General features: G+C 66.8%; 22 protein-coding genes and 2 pseudogenes. 10 read left to right on the top strand and 14 right to left on the bottom strand.

Translation table 11 applies throughout. The features are described from left to right. Window positions 1-3 precede the first annotated feature (3 nt). The 3 genes from OHA42_RS14425 to OHA42_RS14415 form a co-directional block, all read right to left on the bottom strand. Window positions 4-1,779: an SDR family oxidoreductase gene (locus OHA42_RS14425; protein ID WP_406237488.1), complete on the bottom strand. Its 1,776-nt coding sequence runs from the start codon at window positions 1,777-1,779 to the stop codon at window positions 4-6. A 130-nt stretch (window positions 1,780-1,909) separates the two neighbouring features. Further along, window positions 1,910-3,007 (bottom strand): PDR/VanB family oxidoreductase, encoded by a 1,098-nt coding sequence (locus OHA42_RS14420; protein WP_406239359.1) that lies wholly within the window; start codon window positions 3,005-3,007, stop codon window positions 1,910-1,912. Between the two features lie 73 nt (window positions 3,008-3,080). Beyond that, the gene (locus OHA42_RS14415; RefSeq protein ID WP_406237486.1) at window positions 3,081-3,983 is read right to left on the bottom strand and encodes a metal-dependent hydrolase; all 903 of its coding nucleotides are present in this window, start codon (window positions 3,981-3,983) and stop codon (window positions 3,081-3,083) included. A gap of 224 nt (window positions 3,984-4,207) precedes the next feature. On the opposite strand from OHA42_RS14415, the gene OHA42_RS14410 reads away from it, so the two are divergent. Further along, window positions 4,208-5,605: a WS/DGAT/MGAT family O-acyltransferase gene (locus tag OHA42_RS14410; protein WP_406237484.1), complete on the top strand. Its 1,398-nt coding sequence runs from the start codon at window positions 4,208-4,210 to the stop codon at window positions 5,603-5,605. 187 nt (window positions 5,606-5,792) lie between these two features. Here OHA42_RS14410 and OHA42_RS14405 read toward each other — a convergent pair whose 3' ends face one another. Together OHA42_RS14405 and OHA42_RS14400 are read right to left on the bottom strand one after the other, a co-directional pair. After that, window positions 5,793-6,728: an alpha/beta fold hydrolase gene (locus tag OHA42_RS14405; protein ID WP_406237482.1), complete on the bottom strand. Its 936-nt coding sequence runs from the start codon at window positions 6,726-6,728 to the stop codon at window positions 5,793-5,795. Between the two features lie 99 nt (window positions 6,729-6,827). Continuing rightward, window positions 6,828-7,286: a MaoC family dehydratase gene (locus OHA42_RS14400; protein WP_406237480.1), complete on the bottom strand. Its 459-nt coding sequence runs from the start codon at window positions 7,284-7,286 to the stop codon at window positions 6,828-6,830. Between the two features lie 155 nt (window positions 7,287-7,441). Between OHA42_RS14400 and OHA42_RS14395 the strand changes: the two genes are divergently transcribed. The 4 genes and pseudogenes from OHA42_RS14395 (at window position 7,442) to OHA42_RS14380 (ending at window position 10,563) form a co-directional block, all read left to right on the top strand. After that, complete coding sequence (locus tag OHA42_RS14395) at window positions 7,442-8,182, top strand: glucose 1-dehydrogenase (RefSeq protein ID WP_406237478.1); 741 nt, start codon at window positions 7,442-7,444, stop codon at window positions 8,180-8,182. A gap of 352 nt (window positions 8,183-8,534) precedes the next feature. Further along, window positions 8,535-9,170: an MspA family porin gene (locus OHA42_RS14390; protein ID WP_406237476.1), complete on the top strand. Its 636-nt coding sequence runs from the start codon at window positions 8,535-8,537 to the stop codon at window positions 9,168-9,170. Further along, window positions 9,161-9,490 carry a hypothetical protein gene (locus OHA42_RS14385; RefSeq protein WP_406237475.1) on the top strand — a complete coding sequence of 110 codons (330 nt, stop codon included), beginning with the start codon at window positions 9,161-9,163 and terminating at the stop codon, window positions 9,488-9,490. Before OHA42_RS14390 ends, OHA42_RS14385 begins: the two co-directional genes overlap by 10 nt. Window positions 9,491-9,636: 146 nt before the next feature. After that, window positions 9,637-10,563: pseudogene (locus tag OHA42_RS14380) on the top strand (DUF2252 domain-containing protein). Window positions 10,564-10,571: 8 nt separating this feature from the next. Here OHA42_RS14380 and OHA42_RS14375 read toward each other — a convergent pair. The 3 genes from OHA42_RS14375 to OHA42_RS14365 form a co-directional block, all read right to left on the bottom strand. Beyond that, a complete protein-coding gene (locus tag OHA42_RS14375; RefSeq protein ID WP_406237473.1) occupies window positions 10,572-11,252 on the bottom strand; it encodes a TetR/AcrR family transcriptional regulator in 681 nt (226 codons plus the stop codon). Continuing rightward, complete coding sequence (locus OHA42_RS14370) at window positions 11,249-13,504, bottom strand: MMPL family transporter (RefSeq protein WP_406237471.1); 2,256 nt, start codon at window positions 13,502-13,504, stop codon at window positions 11,249-11,251. Before OHA42_RS14370 ends, OHA42_RS14375 begins: the two co-directional genes overlap by 4 nt. 105 nt (window positions 13,505-13,609) lie before the next feature. Then, window positions 13,610-14,683, bottom strand: a complete 1,074-nt coding sequence (locus OHA42_RS14365; RefSeq protein WP_406237469.1) for a hypothetical protein — start codon at window positions 14,681-14,683, stop codon at window positions 13,610-13,612. Between the two features lie 214 nt (window positions 14,684-14,897). Between OHA42_RS14365 and OHA42_RS14360 the strand changes: the two are divergent. Then, window positions 14,898-15,185: pseudogene (locus tag OHA42_RS14360) on the top strand (AMP-binding protein); the annotation flags it as partial. 307 nt (window positions 15,186-15,492) lie between these two features. Here the strand turns inward: OHA42_RS14360 and OHA42_RS14355 are convergent. Then, the gene (locus OHA42_RS14355; protein ID WP_406237467.1) at window positions 15,493-16,116 is read right to left on the bottom strand and encodes a LysE/ArgO family amino acid transporter; all 624 of its coding nucleotides are present in this window, start codon (window positions 16,114-16,116) and stop codon (window positions 15,493-15,495) included. 71 nt (window positions 16,117-16,187) lie between these two features. Here OHA42_RS14355 and OHA42_RS14350 point away from each other — a divergent pair, with 71 nt between their 5' ends. Further along, window positions 16,188-17,084: a LysR family transcriptional regulator ArgP gene (locus OHA42_RS14350; protein WP_406237465.1), complete on the top strand. Its 897-nt coding sequence runs from the start codon at window positions 16,188-16,190 to the stop codon at window positions 17,082-17,084. Between the two features lie 29 nt (window positions 17,085-17,113). Here the strand turns inward: OHA42_RS14350 and OHA42_RS14345 are convergent, their stop codons facing one another. From OHA42_RS14345 to OHA42_RS14335, 3 genes are all read right to left on the bottom strand, one after another. Beyond that, on the bottom strand, window positions 17,114-17,872 hold the full coding sequence (locus OHA42_RS14345) for an N-acetylmuramoyl-L-alanine amidase (RefSeq protein ID WP_406239357.1): 759 nt from the start codon (window positions 17,870-17,872) through the stop codon (window positions 17,114-17,116). Window positions 17,873-18,224: 352 nt separating this feature from the next. Then, window positions 18,225-19,100, bottom strand: a complete 876-nt coding sequence (locus OHA42_RS14340; RefSeq protein ID WP_406237463.1) for a hypothetical protein — start codon at window positions 19,098-19,100, stop codon at window positions 18,225-18,227. Beyond that, entirely contained in the window at window positions 19,097-19,453 is a 357-nt protein-coding gene (locus tag OHA42_RS14335; RefSeq protein ID WP_406237461.1) for a hypothetical protein, read from the bottom strand. Before OHA42_RS14335 ends, OHA42_RS14340 begins: the two co-directional genes overlap by 4 nt. Before the next feature lie 70 nt (window positions 19,454-19,523). Between OHA42_RS14335 and OHA42_RS14330 the strand changes: the two genes are divergently transcribed. The 3 genes from OHA42_RS14330 (at window position 19,524) to OHA42_RS14320 (ending at window position 24,090) form a co-directional block, all read left to right on the top strand. Next, complete coding sequence (locus tag OHA42_RS14330) at window positions 19,524-23,054, top strand: CHAT domain-containing protein (protein ID WP_406237460.1); 3,531 nt, start codon at window positions 19,524-19,526, stop codon at window positions 23,052-23,054. Between the two features lie 199 nt (window positions 23,055-23,253). Continuing rightward, on the top strand, window positions 23,254-23,628 hold the full coding sequence (locus OHA42_RS14325; protein WP_406237458.1) for a hypothetical protein: 375 nt from the start codon (window positions 23,254-23,256) through the stop codon (window positions 23,626-23,628). Between the two features lie 84 nt (window positions 23,629-23,712). Continuing rightward, complete coding sequence (locus OHA42_RS14320; RefSeq protein WP_406237456.1) at window positions 23,713-24,090, top strand: RidA family protein; 378 nt, start codon at window positions 23,713-23,715, stop codon at window positions 24,088-24,090. 131 nt (window positions 24,091-24,221) lie between these two features. Here OHA42_RS14320 and OHA42_RS14315 read toward each other — a convergent pair whose 3' ends face one another. Further along, window positions 24,222-24,428: a DUF397 domain-containing protein gene (locus OHA42_RS14315; protein ID WP_406237454.1), complete on the bottom strand. Its 207-nt coding sequence runs from the start codon at window positions 24,426-24,428 to the stop codon at window positions 24,222-24,224. Further along, a complete protein-coding gene (locus OHA42_RS14310; protein ID WP_406237452.1) occupies window positions 24,425-25,309 on the bottom strand; it encodes a helix-turn-helix domain-containing protein in 885 nt (294 codons plus the stop codon). Before OHA42_RS14310 ends, OHA42_RS14315 begins: the two co-directional genes overlap by 4 nt.

The raw sequence follows: 25,309 nt of genomic DNA, 5'->3' as shown, positions 1-25,309 counted from the left end.
GACTCAGGTGAGCTTCACCCGCGCGGCTACGAGCCGGACGATCGCCGGAGCGAACTTGTTGAACTGGTACTGCAACCGCGCCTCCGGAGTGACCGGGACGATGCTGCGGTCGCGTTCCACGGCCCGCACGATCTGCTCGGCGACCTTCTCCGGCCCGTAGCGCCGCATCCGGTAGAGCTTGTCGTACTGCTCCTGCTTGCGCTTCTCCTCATCGGCACTGACACCCGAGAAGGTCGTGGTGGCAACGATATTGGTGTGTACGACGCCTGGGCAGATGGTGTGCACGGAGATATTGTTCGCGGCCAACTCCGCGCGCAGGCAGTCGGAGAACATGAACACCGCCGACTTGCTCGTGGAGTACGCGCTGAACCCCTGCTGCGGGCTGTAGGCGGCCATGCTGGACAGGTTGACGATGTGCCCGCCGAGCCCACGCTCGGCCATGGCGGAGCCGAAGGCGCGGCAGCCGTTGACCACACCGCCCAGATTGATCCGCAGCACACGATCGAATTCCGCCGACGGGGTGTCGAAGAAGCCGCCCGCCTGGCCGATTCCGGCATTGTTGATCAGGATGTCCGGCACACCGTGCGCCGCGAGCACGGCCGCCGCATGCGCCGTCATGTCCGACTCGTTCGACACGTCCAGCGCATAGGCGTGCGCAACGCCGTGTTCGGCGGCGATCAGCTCCGCGGTTTCCTTGGCGGCCACCAGATTGATGTCCGACAGCACGATCTCGGCGCCGAGCCGGGCGAAGGCGAGCGCGGTCTCGCGGCCGATGCCGCTGCCGCCGCCGGTGATGACAACCAGCTGGTCCTCGAAGGGCCGCTTGCTGCGGCCGACCTCGGCGCGACGCAGCCCGCGCGGCATCGATCCGCCGTTGAGCGTATCGATGAGCTCGGTGGTCGCGGTGGCGAGCAGCTCGGGGTGCGAGAACGGCATCCAGTGCCCGGCCGGGATATCGCGCCGCCACAGCCGCGAGGTCCATTTGGGCTCGTCGTCGAAGCCCGCCGGTCGGACGGCGACGTCACGACCTGCGACGATCAGCTGCACCGGGACCTCGGTATGCCGCTCGCGCGGGGCAAGCATGCGCTGCACGATATTGGCGCGGTAGATGAGCAGACCGTCGACGATGTCCTTGCGGAAGGTCGGTCCGAGCGTGATGTTCGAGGTCGGGGTCTCGTTCATGATCGAGACCACCCGCTGCCACCGCTGCTCGGTGCCGAGCAACCCGAAGGTCGCCCGTGGTAGTCCGGGTGTCATGAAGAAGAACGTGTACGCCGAGGAGAGCAGCTGACTGAACGGCTGCCAGACATTGCGCGGCGTCGGCCGGGAAAGCCTGTCGCGCATCCACTTTCCGATGTGATCGAGGTTGGGACCCGACACCGAGGTGAAGGATGCGACCCGCTCGGCCGCCTGCGGCTCACAGACCGCCTCCCACACCTGCACCGAACCCCAGTCGTGCGCGAGCACGTGTACCGGCCGGTCGGGGCTGACCGCGTCGGTGACCGCGAAGAAGTCGGTCGCGAGGGCGTCCAGCCGGTAGTCCTCGGTGCGCCGGGTGCGGGTGGATCGACCGTGACCGCGGGTGTCGTAGGCGACGACGTGGAACCGTCCGGCGAGCAACGGCACGACCGCGTCCCAGAGATGATGGGTGTCCGGCCAACCATGTACGAGGACAATGGTTTGCGCGCTCGGATCGCCGTATTCGTATACCGCGATGTCGAATTCGCCGCTGCGGACGATGCGCTCGGTGACCGCCGAGCCGATGTCGGTCGTCGTCATTGCCGTGTCTCCTTGTTCCCCGGTTTCGTGCTCATGACCGCGCCGTGCGGGCGCTCGGATCCGTTGCGCCCGGCGGCGTGCTGTCGGTGGTCGGCCGGTCGCTCGCGGCCGCTGTGGCGCGGGTGCGCGCTCATAGGTCGAGCACCAATCGCCCGCCCTGCGACCGCGAGACACAGACGAGCATGTCGCCCGCCGCGTGATCGGCCGCCGTCAGCACGGTTTCGCGATGATCGGGCGTACCGGAGAGCACCCGAACCTTGCAGGTGCGGCAGAAGCCCTGGCGGCACGAGTACGGCCGGTCCGGGCGGCTCTCCAGGATGGTGTCGAGCGCGGACCGATCCGCCGCCACCTCGACGACCTCACCGGTAGAGGCGAATTCGATTTCGAAGGGTTGGCCGTCCACGATCGGCGGCGGTGAGAACCGTTCGGAATGCAACTCCACGCCCGGCATTTCGCGCACCGTGTCGGTGATAACGGTGATCATCGGCACCGGGCCGCAGCAGTACACGGCGGTATCGGCGTCGACGCCCGCCAATAGTGCTGCGGCAGTGGGCAGCCCGTGTTCATCGTCGGTGCGGATGGTGACACGATCGCCGAATGTCTCGATCTCGTCGAGGAAGGGGATGGTGTCACGGTTGCGGCCGGTGTACACCATCGACCAGTCGATGCCGAGGCGCATTGCCAGTCGTGCCATCGGCAGGATCGGCGTGATCCCGATACCGCCCGCGATGAAATGCAGACGGACGGCCGATGATCCGTGGCCGGGCACCGCGAACGGAAAGGCGTTGCGCGGCCCGCGCACCATGACGCAGGAGCCGACCGGCAGCTCGTCGTGCACCTCGATCGAACCACCGCCGCCATTCGGAATACGGCGCACCGCAACCCGATAGGCACGGGCGTCGGCCGGATCACCGCACAGTGAGTACTGCCGCAGCCGTCCCGAGGGCAGTTCCAGGTCGAGGTGCGCGCCGGGACGCCACGGCGGAAGTTCGCGACCGTCCGGCGCTTCCAATCGCAGGCTCACCACGTCCTGATCGTGCGCCTCGATCCGTCGGCCGGTCAGTATCAGCGCCAGTCGACGGTCGTCGATCCGCGGCGCGAGATCCTTGCGGTTGATCAGCGTGCTCCAACGCAGCCGCGCGGAGGCGACCACGTCGAGCACTCGAACTGCCCGGTCGCGATCGCGCTTGCCGAACAGGTCCGCCGGCAGTTGTCCCGGGGCAGGCAAGAAGCTCACAACGCCGCCTGGCTCGTGCTCAACGCCACCGTTTCGTGACGCCCGGCAACCAGGTTCCGCTCGCTCACGAGGCGATCGCACGGGCGGCGGGAGACTTGGCCAGATAGGCCACCGCTTGCGCGGTAGATCCGACCGATTCCGGGTTGTAGCCCGGCTTGAAGGTCGTCAACGCGCTCCACAGCAGTGACGGCACACCGGGCAGCGCGCCTCGCCACATCGATCCGAAGACACGTGTGATCAACCGTGGGTAGCCGAGGTCGGGCAGCGCCGGATCCTGATACACCATGAATTTGGTCCCGCGCACCACCAGGGTGATGAAGATCGGGAACACCATCATCATCACCGCCGCACGCCGGACGTAGCCCGCGTTGAAGTAGACCGCTACGTCATGCGCGACATGCCGGTGTTCTACCTCTTCGGCACCATGCCAGCGGAAGAGATCCGCGACGCGCGGGTCGGCCTCGAACCTCTCCAGATCCGCATTGAGCACCCAGTCACCGAGGTAGGCGAAGAAGTGTTCCAAACACGCGATGACCGCGAGTCGTTCCACCATCACCTGACGCTGCGCGATACCCGCTACGTCCTTCGGCCCCAGCGTCTTGCGGAACAGGAACTCGGCCTGGCGCACATACGGCCCGGGGTCGATGCCGTTGGCGGCGAGCACCTCGTGCAGCACCTTGTCATGTGTTTCCGCGTGCATGGACTCCTGGCCGATGAAGCCCAACATGGCCTCGCGCAGCTTCTCGTCCTTCACGAACGGCAGCGCCTCGGTGTACGCGGCACAGAACATGCGCTCGCCCTCGGGCAGCAGCAGATTCAGCGCGTTGATCAGATGCGACGCGATCGGCTCGGCCGGCATCCAGTGCAGCGGCGTATCGGCCCAGTCGAATTGCACATTGCGGGCATGCAGCGCGACCTCACCCGGATCGATGTCCGGTCGCCGCTCAGCCCGGCGAAGTAACTTCATCGGTACTCCTTTTCCGCACGAGCCACACCGCTTCGTTGCACACCTTCCTGCGTGGCTGTAGCAACGATCATACACATACATGGAACCACGGGTAACACACAATACGTGCCGGATATACCGCGCCCACCGGCCGCATCGACCGACGTGACAATAGAGACCCCCACTGTGATCCACTTCCCTCCTATTACCCAGAACGCTAGAACGCGTTCTAGTAGGGTTTTGCTATGGAGCGACTAACCGGATTGGATGCCAGCTTCCTGTACCTCGAGACCGGGACCCAGCACCTGCACGTCTGTGCACTGCTGATCCTCGATCCCACCGCAGGAGGCACGCACTACTCGTTCGACACGTTCAAAGCAGAACTCGGCAGACGATTACCGCTGGTCCCGCAGATGCGCCGGCGCGTGCACGAGGTGCCTTTCAATCTCGACCATCCGGTCTGGGTGGAGGACCCGGATTTCGACCTGGACTACCACATTCGACGCATCGGCATTCCGAGCCCCGGCGGGCGCGAACAGCTGGCCGAACTGGTCGGCGATATCGCGAGCAGGCCGATGGATCGCGACCGTCCGCTGTGGCAGATGAACGTGGTCGAGGACTTCGCAGGCGACAAGATCGCGGTGATCTGCAAGTACCACCACGCGGCCGTGGACGGCATCACCGGAGCCAACATGATGATGCACCTGTGCGATCTGGAACCCGGTGCGACGCGACCCGAACCGACCGAGCAATGGCAACCGGAGCCGAAGCCGAACGATTGGAAGCTGGCTGCCGAGGGGCTGATCAATTTTCCGAACAAGGCGGGCCTGGTCGGCATGGTGCCGAAGACCCTCGGCATGGTGGCCGGATTCGTACAGCGACGCCGAGAGAACAAGGCGGGCATGGCTTTACCGCTGACTGCACCGCGGACACCGTTCAATCGGGCGATCACCCCGCACCGGGCGGTCGCGTTCACCGAGACGAAACTCGATGCCATCAAGGAGATCAAGACCGCCTTCGGGGTCAAGGTCAACGACGTGGTGCTGACCATCGTCGCCGGAGTGCTGCGCACCTACCTGGAGAAGCATGACGAGCTGCCCGACCGTTCGCTGATCGCCTCGGTGCCGGTCTCGACGCACGAAGACTCCCGCCACGACGAGGGCATCAACAAGGTCTCGACGCTGTTCTCGCGCCTCGGCACCGATATCGCCGATCCGGTGGAGCGCCTGCAGCAGGTGGCCGAGTTCAATCGCGGCGCCAAGGAGGAGTACCAGCTCATCGGCGCCGATTTTCTGCAGGACTGGTCGAAGTACGCCCCGCCGAACACTTTTCAGCTCGCCGCCCGCGTCTACTCGTCGCTGAAGTTGGCCGAACACCATCCTGTGGTGCACAACCTGGTGGTCTCCAATGTGCCGGGCCCGCCGATGCCGCTGTATTTCCTCGGCGTCCGCGTGGACGGCATGTATCCGTTCGGTCCGGTCTTCCACGGCGCCGGGCTCACGGTCACCGTGCTGTCCAACAACGATGATCTGGATTTCGGCTTCATCGCCTGCAAGGAATTGGTGCCCGACGTCGCGACGCTCGCCGACGCCGTACCCGGTGTAGTCGACGAATTACTCGCCGCGGCACGCACCTTGCGCTGATCCACCACCGCCCTGTTCGCCATCGCCGCCGAACAGGGTCTGCCAACCAGGCTCACCGGGCATCGTCGCCCGAGCCAACCGGCGAAACCCCTCCCCGCGCCCGGCAGGTTGTAGCCCGCCGCCCGGCGCGAAATCGTCTTCCCGAGGCCCGCACGAGACCGATTAGCCGCGCGCGTCCGGTGCGTGATCACTCCCCTGTCGCAGCCTTGCTCGAGGTCACTCGGGCGGCAACCGCGGCGCACGCGTCCAGCAGTACCGGCACGAAGCGGTCGGCCGCCAGCACGCATGACGCGTGGCCGCCCTTGACCAGGTGAATAGTCGCACCGGGAATCAAGGTCGCCATCTCGAGCTGGCGATAGACGGGAATCGCCCGGTCCCGGGTCGTGATGACAACAGCTGTCGGCATTTTCAGGTCGGCGAGCCACGGGGTCGAATCGAATCGACCGACCTCCGCGATGACCTGCGCAAGCGCCCATCCGCTCGTGCTGCGGAATTCCGCCAGCGCCCACCGTTCGAGTTTGCCGGGCGGCCAGGTGTGATCCGGCAGTTCCGGCAGCCGTTCGTGATACAGCTCGGCCCGCTGAAAGGCGTAGGGGCCGAACGCATCCGCGAGTACACCGAAGGTTTGATGAAAGGCCCGCTCGCGCAACTTCTCCTGGAACCGATACGGCGTCGCACACAACACCAGACCGCTCACTCGATCCGGATGACGGTGCGCGGCAAGCAATCCGACGACTCCGCCGAGGGAGTATCCCGCGCAGATGGCGCGTTGCACACCCACCGCGTCGAGCACCGCGACGACATCGTCGGCGCAGTCCTGGACCGAGAACCGCGGTGAGCGAATGCCGCGGCCGTGCCAGCGCTGGTCGAACACGATCACCCGGAACCGCTCGGCAAGCGCGTCGAGCGCGGGAAACCAGGTGAGGTATCCGGTGCAGGCCGTCGCGTGCAACAACACCAGCGTCGGCGCACCCGCAGGCCCCGGTATGTCGACCACGTAGGTCCGCCCGCGCCCCGGCAAGTCCACCAATCGCCCACCCGGCACCTCGGCGATATCGGGCACCCGAGTGCGCCGCCCGAACCGTCGCATCGCCATCGCCGCATCGCGGTTCGGGTGCGTCATCGGGAGCCTCCTTCCGCACGGTCCACCGAACAGAATTAGAACGTGTTCCATATCGATGATGCCACAGGACCGCGCAGTGCTCCCGACGGAATCTCGGCTTCAGTCCAGGGCGCGGACGATGTATTCGGCGACGCATGCGGGCTTGTCGCCGCCCTCGCGTTCGATCGTCACCCGCACGACGGCCTGCAGACCGCCACGAACCTCCTCGACACTCACAATCCGGGCGCGGCCGCGGATGCGCGACCCCGCGGGCACCGGCGCAGGGAACCGCACGGTGTTCAGGCCATAGTTGAGTCGCGCCGCGGCGTCGGTGACGACCATCAGATCGGCCATGATCGGCGGGAGCAGCGACAGCGTGAGATAACCGTGGGCAACGGTCGTGCCGAACGGGCCGGTCGCGGCTCGCTCGGGGTCGACGTGGATCCATTGCCGGTCCTCGGTCGCCTCGGCGAACGCGTTGATGCGGTCCTGGCCGATCTCGACCCAGCGGCTCACGCCGAGCTCGGTACCCGCGGCTTTCCGCAGCGATTCCATGGTGAAAGAGGTGGGCTCGCTCATACGCCGCACCTTACGTTCCACCCGGAATATCGGCCCGAGACACTGCGCGAGCGGCCGCCGGTAGCTTCGTCGACGCAGCGCGATCGACACATTTCTGCAACGCGTTCCAGTAGGTTGACGGTGTTCGGCAACAGACGAGAAACGGAGGTGCCGCGATGGCGCGGTTGACCGGCAAGGTGGCATTGATCAGTGGCGGGGCGCGCGGCATGGGCGCCGCACACGCCAAGGCTCTGGTGGCCGAGGACGCGCGCGTGGTGTTGGGCGATCTCCTCGACGACGAAGGCGCCGCGCTGGCCAAGGAACTCGGCGACAACGCCGCCTACGTTCACCTCGATGTCCGCGAGCCACAGCAGTGGCGCGACGCGGTCTCCGCAGCGGTCGACCGATTCGGCTCACTGAACGTGCTGGTGAACAACGCGGGCATCGTCAACGGCAACCTGCTGGTCGACTTCGAACTGTCCGAATGGCAGCGGATCGTCGACATCAATCTCACCGGCACCTTCCTCGGCATGCAGGCCGCCACCCCTGCCATGATCGAGGCGGGCGGTGGCTCGATGATCAATATCTCCTCCGTGGAGGGCATGCGCGGCAGCCCCGGGCTGCACGGCTACACCGCGACCAAGTTCGCCGTCCGCGGCCTGACCAAGTCCACCGCACTCGAATTGGCGCAATACGGAATTCGAGTCAACTCGGTGCATCCCGGCCTGATCCGCACCCCGATGACCGAGGGCATTCCCGCCGACTTCCTGCAGATCCCGATGGGCCGCGCCGCCGAATCCGCCGAGGTCTCCGCACTGGTGACCTTCCTGGCCAGCGACGAGTCCTCGTATTCGACGGGCGCCGAATTCGTCATCGACGGCGGCCTCACCGTCGGCATCCCGCACAAGACCTTCTGAGCACCTACGGCGCTACCACGCGGCGGGCGGCAATCCCCATGCACTGGTCGCCGACCACCGGACGTGCCGGTGGACCACCACCATTCGGGATACCACCCGCTTCGCAATCGGCATGCTCGAGGCATCGGAGTTCGCCTACCTCATCCATCCCGAACACGGTGCGAGCGCAATTGCACCGGGGCGCTGTGCAATCCGTCACCAATGCGAATACGGACGGGCGCAGCACTACTTGGTTGCCGACCGACCGTCAAGCCAGCCATTACCCAGCAATGGGGGGGCATCCGTCCGATGCCGTGCTGCGGGTCGAGCCCGTACTATAGCGCCGGACTGTGACTAGCGTTAAGGACTTTCATTGAAGGGCTCGACCATAGCGATGCTGAGCGTCGCTGCGGTGGCGGCATTCGGCATGACTGCCGCCACCGCCACCGCGGATCAACTAGCGGACAAATCCCGCTCCATCAGCACCGAAGACGGCTGGGATCTGCAGGTCAGTAAGACTGCGGAAGACGTTCAACACGTCCCCAATCTGGCAGCGACGCCTTTTACCCGTGAGGGTTTCGTCAGCTTGTCGGCAGCCGCCGACATCGGTGGCGAAGGCCGGGCTGCGGTGAATTCGGGGACGGTGCAGCTGGGATACCAGATCGGATGCCAGGCGGATGTGACAAATGGCCTGTCTATGGGACTCTCGGCCGCGATCGGCCCGAACGCGATGGTGACCATCGTCCCGCAACCCGGCCTCGCGGTCGGCGGCAGCGCGCTCGTCCTGCCGAATATCTCGGCGACGATCAAGCCGGGCACCATCAGCAGCATCACGCTCGGCACGAAAACGCTTGCCGGAGCACATGGTTCGATCTCGGTCGACCAGGTGCAGATCAAGATCGATGCGTGTGCCGGTGCGGTCAGCCTGCGCTCGTTCGCGATCGTCTCGATATCCACGGCGACCGCCGACAATTCGGTCGCGGTCTACGGTGACCCGATATGGCTGTGATTCGATCGAGCGGGTGGCGCTCGTGGATCGTGCCTGCGGGGGCATCGGTCACGCTCGTCTTTGCCGCGGCGACCGCCGCTGCCGAACCGATCGTTCCGATCGGTCCGGCGGCGTGCAGCGAAAGTCAGGCCGCCGCATGCGAAAACGCCGGTCCGCCGCCCGCGCGCGGCCCGGCGCCCCAGGCACCGCCGTTGCCGTTACACATGCTCGCACCCCCGCCCGCGAAGTCCGCGCCGAGCGGGAATACACCGGCCGGCGCCCTGGTTCCCCCCGCACCGGGTCCCGGTGGCAGCACACCGATCGTCCCTGCCCAGCAGTGAGCAGGCTCTGACACAGGCCACGCTGCGCCGTGCGTGTCCGGCGGTCCGGGCACGCACGGGGCTGCGACGCGCCAGCTGATTGCCGGATGGTTGTCGTAGCCGGACCGGCGGGCAAGACTGAGCGGATGGCGGACCACACCATCGCGATGACCGCGCAGGCCGCTGCGAACATGGGCCGTGCGGCCCGGCGGCGGGTCCCCCGTTCCGCGCTCGGCAGCTGGGCGGCTGCCCCGGACCGCGCCGACCCGATTTCGGTGCTCGAGCGACAGGCTGCCACCCGGGTGCCAGAGCTCGTCCCCCTCCGCTACGCCCGGATGGCGGCAGCACAGTTTCCATTCCTGCGCGGCGCGGCGGCGATCATGGCCGCCGACCTCGCCGGCTCGCCGAATACCGGGCTGACCGTGCAACTCTGCGGTGACGCACACCTGTCCAATTTCGGGCTGTTCGCCTCGCCGGAACGCTCGCTCGTGTTCGACCTCAACGACTTCGACGAAACCCTGCCCGGCCCCTTCGAGTGGGACGTCAGGAACGGCACCGCGTGCTGGACATAGCACGCAAAGTGGTCGGGGTGGGCAGCGTCGGCACGCGCTGCTTCATCGTGCTGTTGGCCGGCCGCCAGACCGGCCATCCGTTGTTCCTTCAGGTGAAGCAGGCCCAGGCATCGGTGCTCGCACCACACACCACCCCCAGCAAGTTCCGCCACCATGGACACCGAGTCGTCAACGGACAGCGGCTGATCCAGGACGCGAGCGATATCTTCCTCGGCTGGGCCACCGGATCCGACAAACGCCACTATTACCTGCGGCAGCTACGGGATATGAAGGGCTCCGCGGTGATCGAGGACCTGTCTCGCACAACGTTGCGCCGGTACTCGGCATTGTGCGGGCTCGCCCTGGCCCGTGCCCACGCCCGCTCCGGCGAGCGCATTGCCATCGCCGCCTATCTCGGCCACCCGAGCCTTCGACCGTGCCATGGGTGAATTCGCCCTCGCCTATGCCGACCAGACGATCGCCGACCATCGAGCCCTCGTTGCGGCGATCGCGTCGGGGCGGGTGCCTGCGGCCGTCGACTGACCGCGCGCTCAGCGGTGTTGGCGCTGTTCGATCACCCACCGGCTGAGGTCTTCCGGTGTCGCGTCGTCGCCGAGCACGTTGTCGATCACGACGCGACCGGCGCAGGCCGCGCGCATCACTCGATCCGCGACGGCTTCCAGATCACCCCACGGCAGATACGGTTTGGCAATCAGCAGCGAGGCGATGCCGTGCGCGCTCGCCCACAGTTCAAGTACCACGGGGATGGGGTCGGCCGGTTCGAACAATCCGGCGGCCATGCACTCGCTCACCGCGGCGGCGAAATGCGTGAAGGCGCCGCTGCCGAGCACCTGATCGACCGCACCTGCGGTCTGACCGGGGGTGGTGGCCAGCCGGTATTGCTCGGGGTGTTCGATGGCGAACCGGACGTAAGCCAGGCCCTGTTGACGCAGGCGTTCCATCGGCGAGGCCGCAGGGTCGCCCACGGCGCGCATCACCGCCTCCAGGTCCTCGAAGACCTGCGCGACCACCGCCTCGATGAGCTGATCCTTGTCCGCGAAATGCCGGTAGATCGAGGGCGCGCTGACACCGACCATTTTGCTGATTTCGCGGATCGACACCGCTTCGACGCTGCCGGTGCGTGCCAGCAATTCCTTTGCAGCGCTGAGGATTTCGGCACGCAGCTGCTGTCCGGAGCCGCGGGCCGACCGTTGTCTGCGCGCAAAGGTCATCGGCGACCGGCCAGTGTGTGCTCGTCGGATGCGGGGACGACGGGCTCTTCGCTCAACCCGATCTTGGCGTGCAACCGAGCCAGCGGAGCCGGCGCCCACCAGTTCGCAGTGCCCATCAGCCGCATCAGCGCGGGCGCGAGCAGACCGCGGATCAGTGTCGCGTCCGCGAGCACCGTCAAAGTCAGCCCCAGGCCCATCATTTGGATGAACGACACCTTCGAGGTGACCATGGCGGCCATGATGATCGCCATCAACAACGCGGCGGCGGTGAAGATTCGCCCGGTGCGCGCCACGCCGATCGCGACCGCGCGCACGTTGTCGGCGGCGGTGCGTCCCGAAGCCAGCCATTCCTCGCGGATGCGGGATAGCAGGAATACCTCATAGTCCATGGACATACCGAAGGCGAGGCAGAACATCAGGATCGGCATCGTCGGGACCAGATATCCCGTCGCGGAGCTGCCGAGCAGGCTCGACAGGTGCCCGTCCTGGAAGATCCAGACCATCGTGCCGAAGGCCGCTGTCAGCGAGAGTGTATTGAGGGCAAGCGCTTTCAGCGGCAGCAGCACACTTCCGGTGAACAGGAACAGGACGACGAAGGTGGCGAGCACGATCAACGCACCGGCCAGCGGGATCCGAGCGCCCAGTGCGTCGAGCGCGTCGACATTGGTCGCCGCGGCGCCGCCGAAGAGCGCGGGCACCGGACTCGGCACCGCGCGCAGCTGCGCCAGTTGGGTCTTGCCCGCCGCGGTGAACGGATCGACCGTCGTTGCGACAGTGAGGAATGCGCCGGTGTTGTTCGACATGGTCGGCGGGCCCGCCGACACCTTCATGCCGCCCGAGTACACACCGACACCGGAGAGCACACCGGCCACGCCCTCCACCTTCGACAATCCGGCGGCATAGTCGCCGAGCGCGGCGGGGCTGCCCCGGTAGCCGTCCAGCACGATGGTGGTGTTCGCGGCCACATCGGCGGCGAAGTCGTTGCGCAGCGCGTCACCGACCTCGCGGCTGGTCGCGGCGGCGTTGGCATTGAGCACCCGATCATCCGGGTAGCCGAATTTCACCGAAAGGAATGGGGACCCGACAGCGAGCAGCAGCACGATGATCGCGATGGCAACCGGTGCGGCATGGCGCATCACCCGGCTGACCGTCCGATACCAGAACGTCTCCTCCAACGGGACATCGGCACGTGGGGCTCGACCGAGCAGGCGTCCCAATGGCTTTCGGACATCGGCCGCGTTCACCCGCTCTCCGAGCAGCATCAGGACGGCGGGCAGGATCAGGATCGAGGCCGCGGCGGCCGCGGCGACGACCGCGACGCCCGCGTAGGCAAAGGATTTCAGGAAGTACAGATTGAACACACCGAGCGCCGCCACCGACAGCGCGACGGTCAGCGCCGAGTAGAGCACCGTGCGCCCTGCGGTCTGCACCGCACGGACCACGGCCGCTTCCACCGCGAGGCCGTTGGCCAGTTCCTCGCGGTAGCGGCTCACGATGAACAGGCTGTAATCGATGGCGAGGGCGAGTCCGAGTGCGGTCGTCAGGTTCAGCGCGAAGATCGACACGTCGGTGAATACCGTCAGAGTGCGCAGGATCGCCAGCGTGGTGAGGATCGCGAAGATGCCGACGGCCAGCGGCAGCATCGCGGCGACCAGGCTGCCGAAGACGAGCACCAGCACGATGAACGACAGCGGGATCGCGACCCCCTCGGCGACCGCGAGATCGTGGGTGATCTGGGTGTTCACATCGTGATAGACGGAGCTGAGGCCGCCCTGATCGACGGTGACGCCGTCGGTGGTCCCGGTGAGCTGGTCGGCGATATCGCCCGCCACCTCCTGGGCCGCGGTCTCGTCGCCGGTGATGTACCCGAGTACCAGTGCGCTCTTGTTGTCCTTGCTGCGCAGCGCGGCGGCGAGCGGTTGTGGCGTGTTCCAGTAGGACTGGACGCCGATCACGTCACCGCGGGCCCGCAGGGAGTCGACCAGTCTGGCGCCCGTGGCCCGGGCCGCCGGGCTGTCGGCGCCCGCTTCGGCGCTGACCAGCAGGATGATATTGGGTTGGGCGCCGCCGAAATTATCGGCGATCAGCTGCGCCACCCGCGTCGATTCGGCATCGCCGGAGGTGAAGCCGCCCGTCTTCATGTGCGAGGTCGCCGAGGCGCCGAACACCCCGCAGAGCACCGCGAGCAATGCAGCGGCCAGCAAGATGGTGCGCGGGTGCCTGGTGGCCGCGTGCGCGATCCGAACGAGCATGAGCAACTCCCCTTGTTCGATTGCCCGTGGGTTTAACAGGGTTAGCGTAACGCCGTTAACACAGAACGAACAGAGCCCGTCGGCAACCGTTCAGTGACCCCCGACTCACTCGGTCCGATATGCCGGAATCGCCCATGCGCCGTCGACCGACTGCCCGGACACCACACCCGTCGGCGTCTCCGCACCGACCGGCCGGATCAGGCAGGCCAGAAAGCGGGGCAGGCCGTGCGGCAGCCGAATGCAATAGAGCTCGACGCGCAGCCAGTCGCGATCCATTGTCAGCAATCGCACCACTGCGCGCGCGTATTCGATGCGGTGCGCGGCCAGCTCGGCCATGGCGGCGAGATAGCATTCCCTATCGTCAGGGTGGATGAGATGTGTTGTGGCCAAATTGAATTCATCGCGATCAGTCGGATCCATATGCTTCGAGGCGGGATGGTGCCGCCAGGCGATTGCGGCCAGCGGCGGCGTCAGCCATTCGATGATCTGCATGCTCTCGATATCGATCAAGGCGGTGGTGCCGCCGAGCAGGGCGGCGGCTGCGTCATTGTGGTAGGTCGGCAGCACAATGCCCGCCACCCGTTCGGCTTCTACCTGCAACAACAGACCACGCAGCGCATGCGGTCCGTGGTAGCGGAAGAAGCCGAACACGCGGGTGGTCCGATCCCCTTCGGCGGTCAGCATCCGCATCGGGCCCTGCCATTCGACGCCCGGCCGCGGGTCGAGGGCCGCGGTGATCAGCCGGTCTCGTTCCTCACACTCGATGATCCGTGACAGGAACCACGCGCCGTGGAGCAACTCGTGACCGGCGGGAAGCACCGCGCCACCGGAACCGTGACTCATCAAGGTCCACTGCCTGTCGTCCCACACGAACAGATCGATGCCCGGCGGATCTACCCGGTCAGCGGGTCGTGCGCCCGCCCACAGCTGCACGGCCATCGGCTTCCCGTCCGGACCTGCCACCGGCACCGCCAGCACACCATGTAGCTCGCCGCGAATACGAACTTCACGTGCGCACTGCTCATTGGACTCGATCGCCTGTGCGAGAGCCGAGTTCGCCAAGACGGCGAGAGAACTCGGCCGGATCGCCCGGAGCAGCGACCGCTCGCGGGCCATGCCCTCCTCCGGCATGTACTGAATTCCCCGATCCGGCTCGGCGACGTCGATCAGATACCACATCCGGCCCACCCCTTCCCGTGCCCCGTCGGGCTGCGTGAACTCTCCTAGCTACCGCACCGCCGTATCGGCGGGATCAACGATGTCGAACGGGCAGGCTGTGCCGCCGGAGTGCGAGTCTAGTAGGACCGATGGTGGCCGGTCGCCGCTTCGTCGGCCACCGGTCGTGATCGGCTCGCCGCACCGAATCCGCATGGCAGACTGCGATTTATGAACGATGGTCCGGCCGGTTCACCAATCCCCACCATCGGCTGTGGCGCCCGCACCAGGAAGCAGGCGGAATCACATCGGCGGGGCCGGACAGCTCGCGGCAGCTCTCGCCGCCGCCGACCTCGCCCGCGGCGACCGCGTTGCGGTCATGCTGCGCAACGACATCGAGTTCCTCGAGGTCTCGCTGGCCATCGCGACGTGCGGGGCGAATCCCGTGCCCATCAACACTCGGTGGCAGGCCCTCGAGGTCGCACATGTACTCGCCGACAGCGGAGCCCGTCTGATCATCGCGCAATCCGAGTTCATCGGCATCGTCGAAGACGCCATTGCCCTGGCCGGTGTCGACCCCCGCCACGCTGCGCATCGTCACCGCACTGCCGCGCGACGACTCCGGCAAGATCTACAAGCGGCAGCTACAGGAGCTGTATCCGGCCTGAACCCGCCGAGCGCGGCATCCGTTACTCCGGCGGCATCCGCAGCACAGCCACGCACAGCCGAGCGCATTCGGCGGCGAGTTCCGCAGCGGTCAAACAGAACCCAGTACCCGCCAGGCGAGCAGCCGGACGGCTTCTTCGCTCGGCGAGCCATGGACCGAGCGCTGATCAACCGGTGAGCACCAACCCCAGGGCAAGACCGCACATCACCAACGCGATAACAGAATCCAGTACCCGCCAAGCGGCGGGACGGGCGAACAGCGGGCCGAGCAGCCGGGCCCCGTAGCCGAGTGCGGTGAACCAGATAATGCTGCCGAGCATCGCGCCGACCCCGAGGAACCAGCGGTCCGGGGTGGCGTAGGTGCTGGCGAAGGAACCGAGCAGCACCACGGTGTCCAGGTAGACGTGCGGGTTGAGCCAGGTCAGCGCCAGGCAGGTGGCGACGGTCGCGCCGAGGGCGACCGAGGCGCCGGTGGCTGCTGCGGCGAGCGCGTCGTTCGACAGCGCCCGGCGCGCCGCGAGCACACCGTATCCGGCCAGGAAGACCGCCCCGCCGTAGCGCGCGATCTCGACAACTGCGGGGACGGAGGTCACGACTATCCCGAAGCCGCCGATACCCGCGGCGATCAGCACCACATCCGACACCGCACACACCGTGACGACAGCCAGCACATGTTGCCCGCGCAGCCCTTGTCGCAGCACGAAAGCGTTCTGCGCGCCGATCGCCACGATGAGCGAGAGCCCGAAACCAAGACCTGAGATAGCAGCCAGGGCTGCCGAGGAAGCCGTCACGTCCGCCGACGTTAGGCGGGTAATCGAGGCAAGACCAGCTAAAGATTCTCACGTACCTTTACGATTTCTTAATGGATCTCCAGCTCGACCAGCTCCGTGCCCTCAACGCGGCCGTCACCGAGGGCACCTTCGACGCCGCCGCGCGCAGCCTGCGGGTCACCCCCTCGGCGATCAGCCAGCGGATCAAGGCGCTGGAGGATGCGGCGGGTCGCATCCTGTTGCAGCGCACCAAGCCCGTGCGCGCCACCGAATCCGGATTGGCGGTGCTGCGGCTGGCCAGGCAGATCGAACTGCTCGCCGGTGACACCGCCCGCGAATTGGGCGACACCGGCCAGGAGCCCAGCATCGATCGGCCGATTCGGCTGCCGATCGCGGTCAACGCCGACTCGTTGGAGACCTGGGTGATGCCGGCGCTGAGCCGAGCATCGTCCGGCGTGTGTTTCGAGATCCACCGCGAAGACGAGGAGCACACCACCCGGCTGCTGCGCGACGGGACGGTCATGGCGGCAATCACCGCCACCGCGGCGGCGGTGCAGGGCTGCAAGGTCGAACGGCTCGGCGCGATGCGCTACCGGCCGATGGCCAACCCCGACTTCGCCCGAACCTGGTTCGGTGACGGTGCCACCGCCAAGACCTACGCGGTGGCACCGGTCGTCCTCTTCGACCGCAAGGACGACCTGCAGGACCGGCACATGCGACGACGCAGCAGGCAACTCATCGACCCGCCCCGCCACTACATCCCCTCCTCGACCGGCTTCGGCGACGCCGTTCGCAGCGGGCTCGGCTGGGGCATGCTTCCTGACCTGCAAACCCAGGCGGATCAAGCCGCAGGCCGATTGGTGCCCATCGACGGCGACGCCTACATCGATGTCCCGCTGTACTGGCAGCAGTGGCGGCTCGAGTCCCCCGCACTGAGCGGCATCGCCACCGCAATAGCCGCAGCGGCCGCCGCCGCACTACTGCGATAAGGGTTGCACGCCAGCATGATTCATCCGAACTACCCGAGATACCTGACTATCGCAGCCGCAATGGCGTCGGCGAATCTCGCTCGCCCGTCGGGTGATTCGAGCATTGCCGCATCACCGGGATCACGCATGTTTCCGCACTCCACCAGCGCCACAGGGCGTTCCGAGAAGTTGAGGCCCGCCAGGTCCGCGCGAGGGTTCAGCCCGTCGGAACCGACGTAGGTCGAGGTGACGAATCCGAAACCGACCATGGTGTCGCGCAACGTCGTCGCCAGCCGAATCGACGGCTCACCTTGGGCTGGATTCAGCGGCGGCGAGGAATACGCGACATGGAAACCGTGCGCCCCCGCAGCCGCGCCATCCGCATGAATCGACACGACCGCCGCCGCTCCACTGCTGTTTCCAATGGCGGCACGCTCACCGATGCATGGCCCGACACCGGCATCGTCGGGCCGCGTCATCACGACGCGGACACCGCGGGCGACGAGTGCATCACGCACCAATGTCGCGACATCCCAGTTGAACTCGTGCTCGGTGTACCCGTCGCTCGCAGAGGTCCCAGTCGTATTGCACGGCTTGGTCCTGCCCCGGCCATCCGGGACCTGCTGATTGATCACTTCGGGATGGGCGGCGTTGCCACCGTTGTGACCGGGATCGAGCACCACGACACGGTCGTCGGCGATGGGGACTGTCGAGGCATCGGGCGAACCGGCAGCCGACTCCGGCGCTGCGCTGGTGGTCCGCTTGCTAGGGCGCGCAGTCGCCGAGTCGTGCGCGCATCCGACGAGCAGCACGCACCATACGCTGATCCCCGCAGCTACCTTCCAGTATCGATATCCCACGACGCCACAGTGCCACAAAACCAGGCGCGGCGACCGGCCACCTGTGTCCCACGACGACTGTTGTGAGTTGTCGGTCGAGATTTCACCCCCGTCGCTCGACATTTCACCTCTGCCAGTAAAGATTTCACCTTGTGGCAATGGGTGCGAGTCGTCACCAGAGTGTCGGTGTGTGACTACAGGCCGTAGCTGTCACCAGCGAGTTTCGTCGACCTGGGATTGGTGTCGTTTCTACAGGCGATGGTTGACACCGAATGTAGGTCGGTGAACGGTTCGGCGAGCGGCCATGAGAACCGCTGCCCAGCTACCTAGGCCGCTTCTGCAGCACTTCGGTCAACTGCTCGCCGATCGCCGGTGTCAATCTGCCCGTCAGCTCGAACCCGAGCTGGTTGGCGACGTCCCGGGCGTACAGGTCGACCGAGGCCTCCACGAGGTCCGCGTATACCCCCACCGCACGGCGAATCCGACGGCGTGACACCAGCAACGCGCACACCCCCGACACGAGCGCCGGCCACCAGTACACACCGACTGCCAGATAGGCCAAGCCCCACACCGGGGTGCGGGCGGCGGAGGCACACCGTTCCTGGACCATCGTCACCTCGGTCCGCGCCGCGTCGGGCAGCACCAGCCACAGCCGCGGCCACGTCGTGGTCAGGTCGAGTCCCGTGCCACGGCTGACGCGATCGTCCACGGTCCGCAGCCGGTCGCCCGCCCACGTTGGGCATACCGGTTCGATCTCGGAGATCGCGTCGCGCCTCAGCACGGCCCGACGCGCTTTGCTCTTGGCTCGCCGGTCCGATCGGTCGACCAGCACCGCCTTGACCGCGGCGTCCGCCTGCGCCGCCGCACGCCGCCAACGGCGGTGGCGCAGCGCGACGAACGGCCTGCCGGCACCCGTGCCTGTCGCTCCCCATGCGGCGATCACGACGCCGCCGAGCGCGGTCATCGCCAACCCCACCACGGCGGTCGCAGCGAGGAACGCCGCCGCGGCCCACACCAGCGCGGGCCCGGTCGACACCGCCGTCACCCGCGTCCGCAACAGGTTGACATCGAGTGCGTGAGAGGGCCCGAGCACGACCGCCACAACCACAACGGCCACGAACACCGCGGCGGGCAGCGCGACCGCGGAAGCCCAGCGGGTAGCCAGGTTCTTGCCGAGCTCGGTGAGAAACGCGTTCACAGGTCGATCCTGGTCTCGCGGAACGGCCGCCCGGTGAGCCGGCAGAACGGACGTTCGTCGGTCGCGGCACGCGTGCACGCACTCGTGGGGCACACCCATGCGGTGACCACGACGTCCCGCGCTCCCTTCCACGGCTCGAAGCCGCGGTGCGCCCGCGTCAGGTTGTCGATGCCATGCCGGGCGAAGGCACTGTCGAGCAGGTCGAGGTCTGCTTCGGACACCTCGCCCCGCTCGGCCGCCGCGACGATGCCGGCCAGCACGTCCGCGACGCCGTAGCGGGAAGCGCGTTCGGCCAGCGCCTCTCCAGCCTGCGCGCACAGGACTTCGACCCGAGGACCCGTCGTTGGTGCCATGCCGACTCCGAACCTCCTTCTCCGCCAACCAGATCACGCTACCGTGGACTGAAAGGGATTGGGGCTGCGCGTGTACGACGACGTCCGGTTGGTGGTCGAGAATTTCGAGTACACCGGCGACGTCGGCGCACTGCTCGCCGCCGGCCTGCCGCCACCGCAGCAGTGCCCTCGGCACCTGCTGCCGCACCTCGCCCAAGCGCACTGGCACCGGTTCCAGGCGCAGAGCGGGTTCACCGGCCTGGTCGACCGGGAGATCGCGGCCGCCCTCGCCGACAGTCCGGGTGATCCCACGGTCGCGCGCGTCACCGCCATGCCGCAGTACCGGGCGCTGGACGAGGCACGCGAGGAGTTCCAGAACTACCAGGACCGCGAGTCGCTGGCGCTGCTCGCGAACGCCTACACGACGTTGATGAACGCGCTGGACGACGAGCGAATGAAGGCCGCGCTCACCGCCGACCACGCCACGTTGCTGCTCATGCTCGACGAGCACGACGGTACCGACGCCTACCGCGAGATCGTCCTCAACGGGCTGAACTGGATGATCGCCCGCACACCCCGCGACGATCCGCAACGCGCCCGCAGGCTGGTCGACCGCGCCCGAGCACAGGTGAACGCAGGCAGGCGGCCGGGCAAGATCATCGCCGACTACCGGGCCGCTGCTCAGCTGGCGCTGCGGGAACGCCCGGTCTGGCGCGACGTCGTGCTCGAGCTCGCCCAGTACCAGTTCGATCTCTGCGCGGGCGGTGGGGCACCCATCCACCTGGCAGGTGCGCTGGTCGCATGCCGTGACCTCGCCGACGCGTTGGAGCGGGACTTCGGCAACACGGCTACCGTGCCCGAGCTCCGGCAGCTCGAGCAAGAGGTAAGCAGCGGGATCGGTCCCGAAATAGCGCGGTTCCTGCTGACATGCCATCGCGATCCCCATGCTCTCCAGACGCAGTACGACCTGGTCGGGAGCCTGCAACAGCAGCCGGTCACGCTTGATGTGCTCGTGCAGCGACGTGATCAGGCGTGGGTGCTCGCCATCGGGCTGCCGCTGGACCACGACGGCAGACTGGACGCGCTGCTGGACCTCTACCACGCGCACAACGACCTCTGGGAGATCGGCGGCGACACCGACGCGATTGCGCTCGCCTACGACACGGTGACCGAAGCGCTACTCACCACGTCACCGGACGACGCAGGCCGGGCGGAGCTGCTGACGGCACTCGCCAACTCCGCGACGACCGCCGCCATGCGGACCGGCTCCCGAGACGAGGCGAAGCAGGCGGTCGACGCCGCCCGCACCGCGCTGGACCTGCCGACCGCAGACCATGGCCAGCGTGCACTTCGGCTCTCCACACTGGCGTCCGCGCTGATCATGCAGTTCCAAGTCGGCGGCAACCCCGCGGCGGGCCAGGAGGCCATCACCGTCGCTGAGGAGGCCGTCACGCTGACCCCAGCCGGCGACTCGAACCTCCCGTTGCGCTGGTCGACGCTGTCCAGGGCGGCCGAGAAGGTGGCCGAGGCCGGTGACCACGACATGTTCACCAAAGCTGTCGACGCGGGTGCATCCGCCGTGGCCACCATCCCCACGGACGATGTACGCCGGATCGGCATGCTCTACAACTACGCCGGCGCCGTGCAGACCCAGGCGGTCAACACGAACGTGACGGACGCGGAACCGTTCCGCGAGGCCGAACGCGCCTACCGGGCCGCACTCGCGCTGGTGGGTCCCGATCACCCCGACGTTCCGCGGATCGAGAGCACCATCGCCGACGTGCTGTATCACCGGTATCGGCAGTGCGGCGACCTCGACGCGCTGGAGGACTCGCTCGAGCTCGCAGAGAAAGCCGTCGATCAGACACCGCAGGCCCACCACTGGTGGCCGTTGCGGGCGATCGCATTCGCGCGCTCGGCCCGTGAGCTCGCCATGTTCGGCGGGCCGCGTGCCGACCAGCTGCGCCAGCTCGCGATCACCCACTACCGGGCAGTCTCCGCGCACCCGGCCACCAGCGCACAGCACCAGATGATCTGCGAACAGGCCCAGGCCGCGATGCTCGCCGAGGCGGACCCGGCGACGTGGCTGGACGCGCAGGAACGAGTGATTGCCGCCATCCCCGCGACCGTCAGCCGGGCACTGTCGCGGTACCGCAGGCTGGAGGCCGTGCGGCAGCTGGACGGCCTCGCCGACCGGGTGGTGGACGCGGGGGTGCGGTCGGGCCAGCTCGACCGGGCGCTGGAGCTGGTCGAACAGTGCCGCGGCGTGCTGTTCGGCGACGCGTGGGGTATCCGCCGCGGCTGGGCACGACTGCGCGAGATACGGCCGCAGCTGGCCGAGGAGCTCAGCGAGGTCGAGCGCAAGCTGGCTGATGCCGACGGGTACGCCGACGTGACGTTCCACATCGAGGTGGAGTTCGACAGCCGGACCTCCACCCGAGACTGGGACCCGCGACCACAGGCCGTCGAACAGATCCGGCAGCTCGCGGGGCGGCGGGACCGGCTGCTTGCCGATGCGCGGGCGGTGCCGGGGTTCGAGGATCTACTGGCGCCGCCGAACCTCGAAGTCCTGCGCACGCGCACGGCCGGGCACACCGCGGTGGTCGTCAGCGCCGAGGGCACCGCGCTCGTGATTCCCGCCGACTACTGGCAGCCCGTCGAGGCTGTGCCGCTACGGCAGATGACCGAGACCACCGCCCGCGCCCAGGTCAGGCGGCTACGAGCGGCGCTCGCCGACGTGAAGGACCCGGCGTGCTCGTTCGACCGACGCGAGCATGCCCAGCTGGACGTGCACGCCGTGCTGGAATGGCTGTGGGACACCACGGCCGGGCCGGTGCTGGACCGGGTCACGACGACGCGGCTGTGGTGGTGCCCGATCGGAATCACGGCCCAGCTGCCACTGCACGCGGCGGGCAGGCACCGCGACGGTGCGGGACAGACCGTGTTCGACCGGGTCGTCTCCTCGTACACGCCATCGCTGACCGCGCTCGCCGACACGTTGACCACGCCTCGGCCGCACCACGCCCGCCACACCGCGCTCGTCGTCGCTGTCGGCGAGCGGAAAGGCGTGCCTGTGCTGCCGAGCGCCCGCGCCGAGGCCGAGGCGGTGGCGGGGCTGCTGCCCGGCTCCACTGTGCTCATCGACTCCGCCGCCAACCCGGAGGCCATCAAGCAGGGCCTGCACGAGCACGCGATCGCCCACTTCGCCTGCCACGGCCAGGCGGTCAGCTCGGCCAAGCACCCCGACCAGGGCGGACTGGTGCTCAGCGACGGGATGTTCGTGCCCTCGTTCGTGCGCGACCTGCGCACCACCCAGGCACAGCTCGCGTTCCTGTCCGCGTGCGACACCGCGGGCCCCGACCCGGCACTGCTGGACGAGCCGCTGAACCTGGCGTCGGCGTTCCACCTCGCGGGCTTCCGCGGCGTCATCGGCACGCTGTGGCACACCGCGGACAGCACCGAGACCGCCGAGGCGGTCTACGCGGCGCTCACTGCGCACGGCACCCGTCCTGCCGACACGGCCGAGGCGGCCACCGCGCTCACCGAAACGTTGCGCCGCATGCGGAACGCCTATCCAGCCGTGCCGACCAGGTGGGCCGCCCACGTGCACGTCGGCGACTGAGTTACCCGTGGTGGTGGAACGCCTCGGCCACCCGCGGACTTGCAAGGAAGCTCAACTGTTGCTTCCGGTTGACTCCGAACACCGCATCCGCGCGGCTGGCTTCCCGCGCGACAAATCGTCGCTCAGACCTGGTGGTGGGCAATGGCGCACTAGCTCCTGATCGTGAGATCTCCAGCGCTGGAGGCGAACTACGATGCGGATGGTGAAGCTCCTGGAACGTCCGGTTGTACTCGCAGTGCTCTATGTCGTCGGCTCGGTCTATCTCGGGCCAGCCCTCTTCCTGGGTGGTTATGCACTCTTCGCCGGAGGAGTCATGGATTACTGCGACTGGGTCAACGGTGACCCAGCTTCACGCGACGCGAAGTTCACAGCTGTTCAAAACTCTCCGGTCATCTGCGCCGTCACCATGCTGGCTGTCGGACTTGTCCTGCTGGCTAATCTGTGGGGCCGTCGCCATCAGGTCAGCCGACTTCGACTTACTTTGAGTAGCTTGGGGATTCTCGCCATGATGTGCGGGTACGGCTGCCTCATCCAGATGGGCAGCCTTCCAGGTCCCAGCTGCTGGCCGGAATGACACCTCGCAATGTGACAATCCCGTCGCCGATGCCTTGCCACTCACAGCGAGCCACCGAGAATCCCTCCCGAAAGGAATCCGTCCATGCCGAACCGCGAAGCCCTGCAACCCGCTGGTCTCGCCATACCGAAATCGCCCTATTCGAGCGTAATCGTCAGCGGAGACCTGGTTTTCACGGCCGGCCAGGCACCGTTCGACAGCGACGGCAACCTCGTCTCCGACGACTTCGCCGAGCAAACCCACCAGACACTGCGCAACCTGCGTAGCTGCTTGGAAGCGGCCGGTTGCAGGGTCTCCGATGTCCTCAAGGTCACGGCCTACATCGTCGACCCCGCGGACTTCGCCACGTTCAACGAGATCTATCAGCAATACTTCACCGAGCCGTATCCTGCTCGCGCCACCCTCGTCACCAACCTTCTGGGGTTCAAGGTGGAGATAGAGGCGATCGCGCGCAAACCGTAGATCATCAAGCGCCCGTGTGTATTTCGACGGAGTCATCACGGAGGTTGAGGTATATCCAGGATTCGGGCTGACACCCGACTGACGTGAACGGCCCCCAGCATCCGAGCTAGGGCCGTTCTAGTCTTTGCGCACTACGGGCGGTCGAACTCGCCGTCTTGCATGCCAACGGTGAAGGCTTCCCACTCGCCAGGGGTGAAGATCAGCGCAGGGCCAGTCGGGTTCTTACTGTCCCGCACGCCCACCAGTCCGCCGTCCAGGTGTGCCACCTCGACGCAGTCCTTGCCGCTGGCGCTGCGGCTGCTCTTGAACCACTTGGCCCCGGACAGGTCGATGTTCACGCTTCAGACTCCTTCGCTACCGCCTCGATGAGGCTCACTGTCTCCTGCTCGCTCAACGCTACCCGTTGGATGGCCGAGCACGCCGCCCGATACGGCTCCACCTCGCTGGCCTTGTCCAGGTACAGCACACCGGTAAAGCCCTCCACGTAGACCACGGGAGGCTCGGTCAGTGCGGGGTTCTGGTGGTTCGGGAACTCCATATATACGAAATCCTTGGTCACCAGTCCAAGGTGATTCGGAGCATCGAACCTGACAACCCGAATCGACACATGAGGTAGGTCGCTGATCTCTATGAGCCGGTTCAGTTGGCCTGCTACTACCTCTCTGTTTCCGATGCGGTGCCGTACGACCGCCTCACTCAACAGAACATCCAATGTGAAGGTCTCCGAGTCGCGCAGTCGGTCTTGGCGCTTCGCGATCAGATCAATCTCGCGCTCGATGTCCACCGGTCCGCCTAACTCTGCGGACACGCCCCACATGGCGCGACGGTAGTCGGGTGTTTGTAGCAAGCCGGGCAACGTCGTCGACTGCCAAGAGATGATGCGGCTTGCGGATTGCTCGAGCCCTACGAACATCTCGACTTCCGGAACCATCGCATCGGTATAGGACTGCCACCAACCATCTTTACGGGACTCCTGAGCAAGCCAAAGCAGTACGCGCCGCTCGTCGTCGGTCGCGCGGTACAAGTCACATAGCGCGTTGATGACCATCTTCTTGACTTCACTGCTACGTCCAGACTCCAAGCGCCACAACGTTTGTGAGCCCATCTCGCACTCTTCAGCGGCACGTGCTCTGCTCAGCTTGCAGTTCTCTCGCAGCTCGCGCAATCGTCGACCTAAGACCCGGCGCGGCAGCGTGGTGTTGTTCGACTCGGTCGGCAA

Source organism: Nocardia sp. NBC_01009 (assembly GCF_045208035.1).
In the GTDB taxonomy this organism is placed as follows: Bacteria; Actinomycetota; Actinomycetes; order Mycobacteriales; family Mycobacteriaceae; genus Nocardia.
Note: the sequence above shows the minus strand (reverse complement) of the source record. Positions and strands in the feature narration are given on the sequence as shown.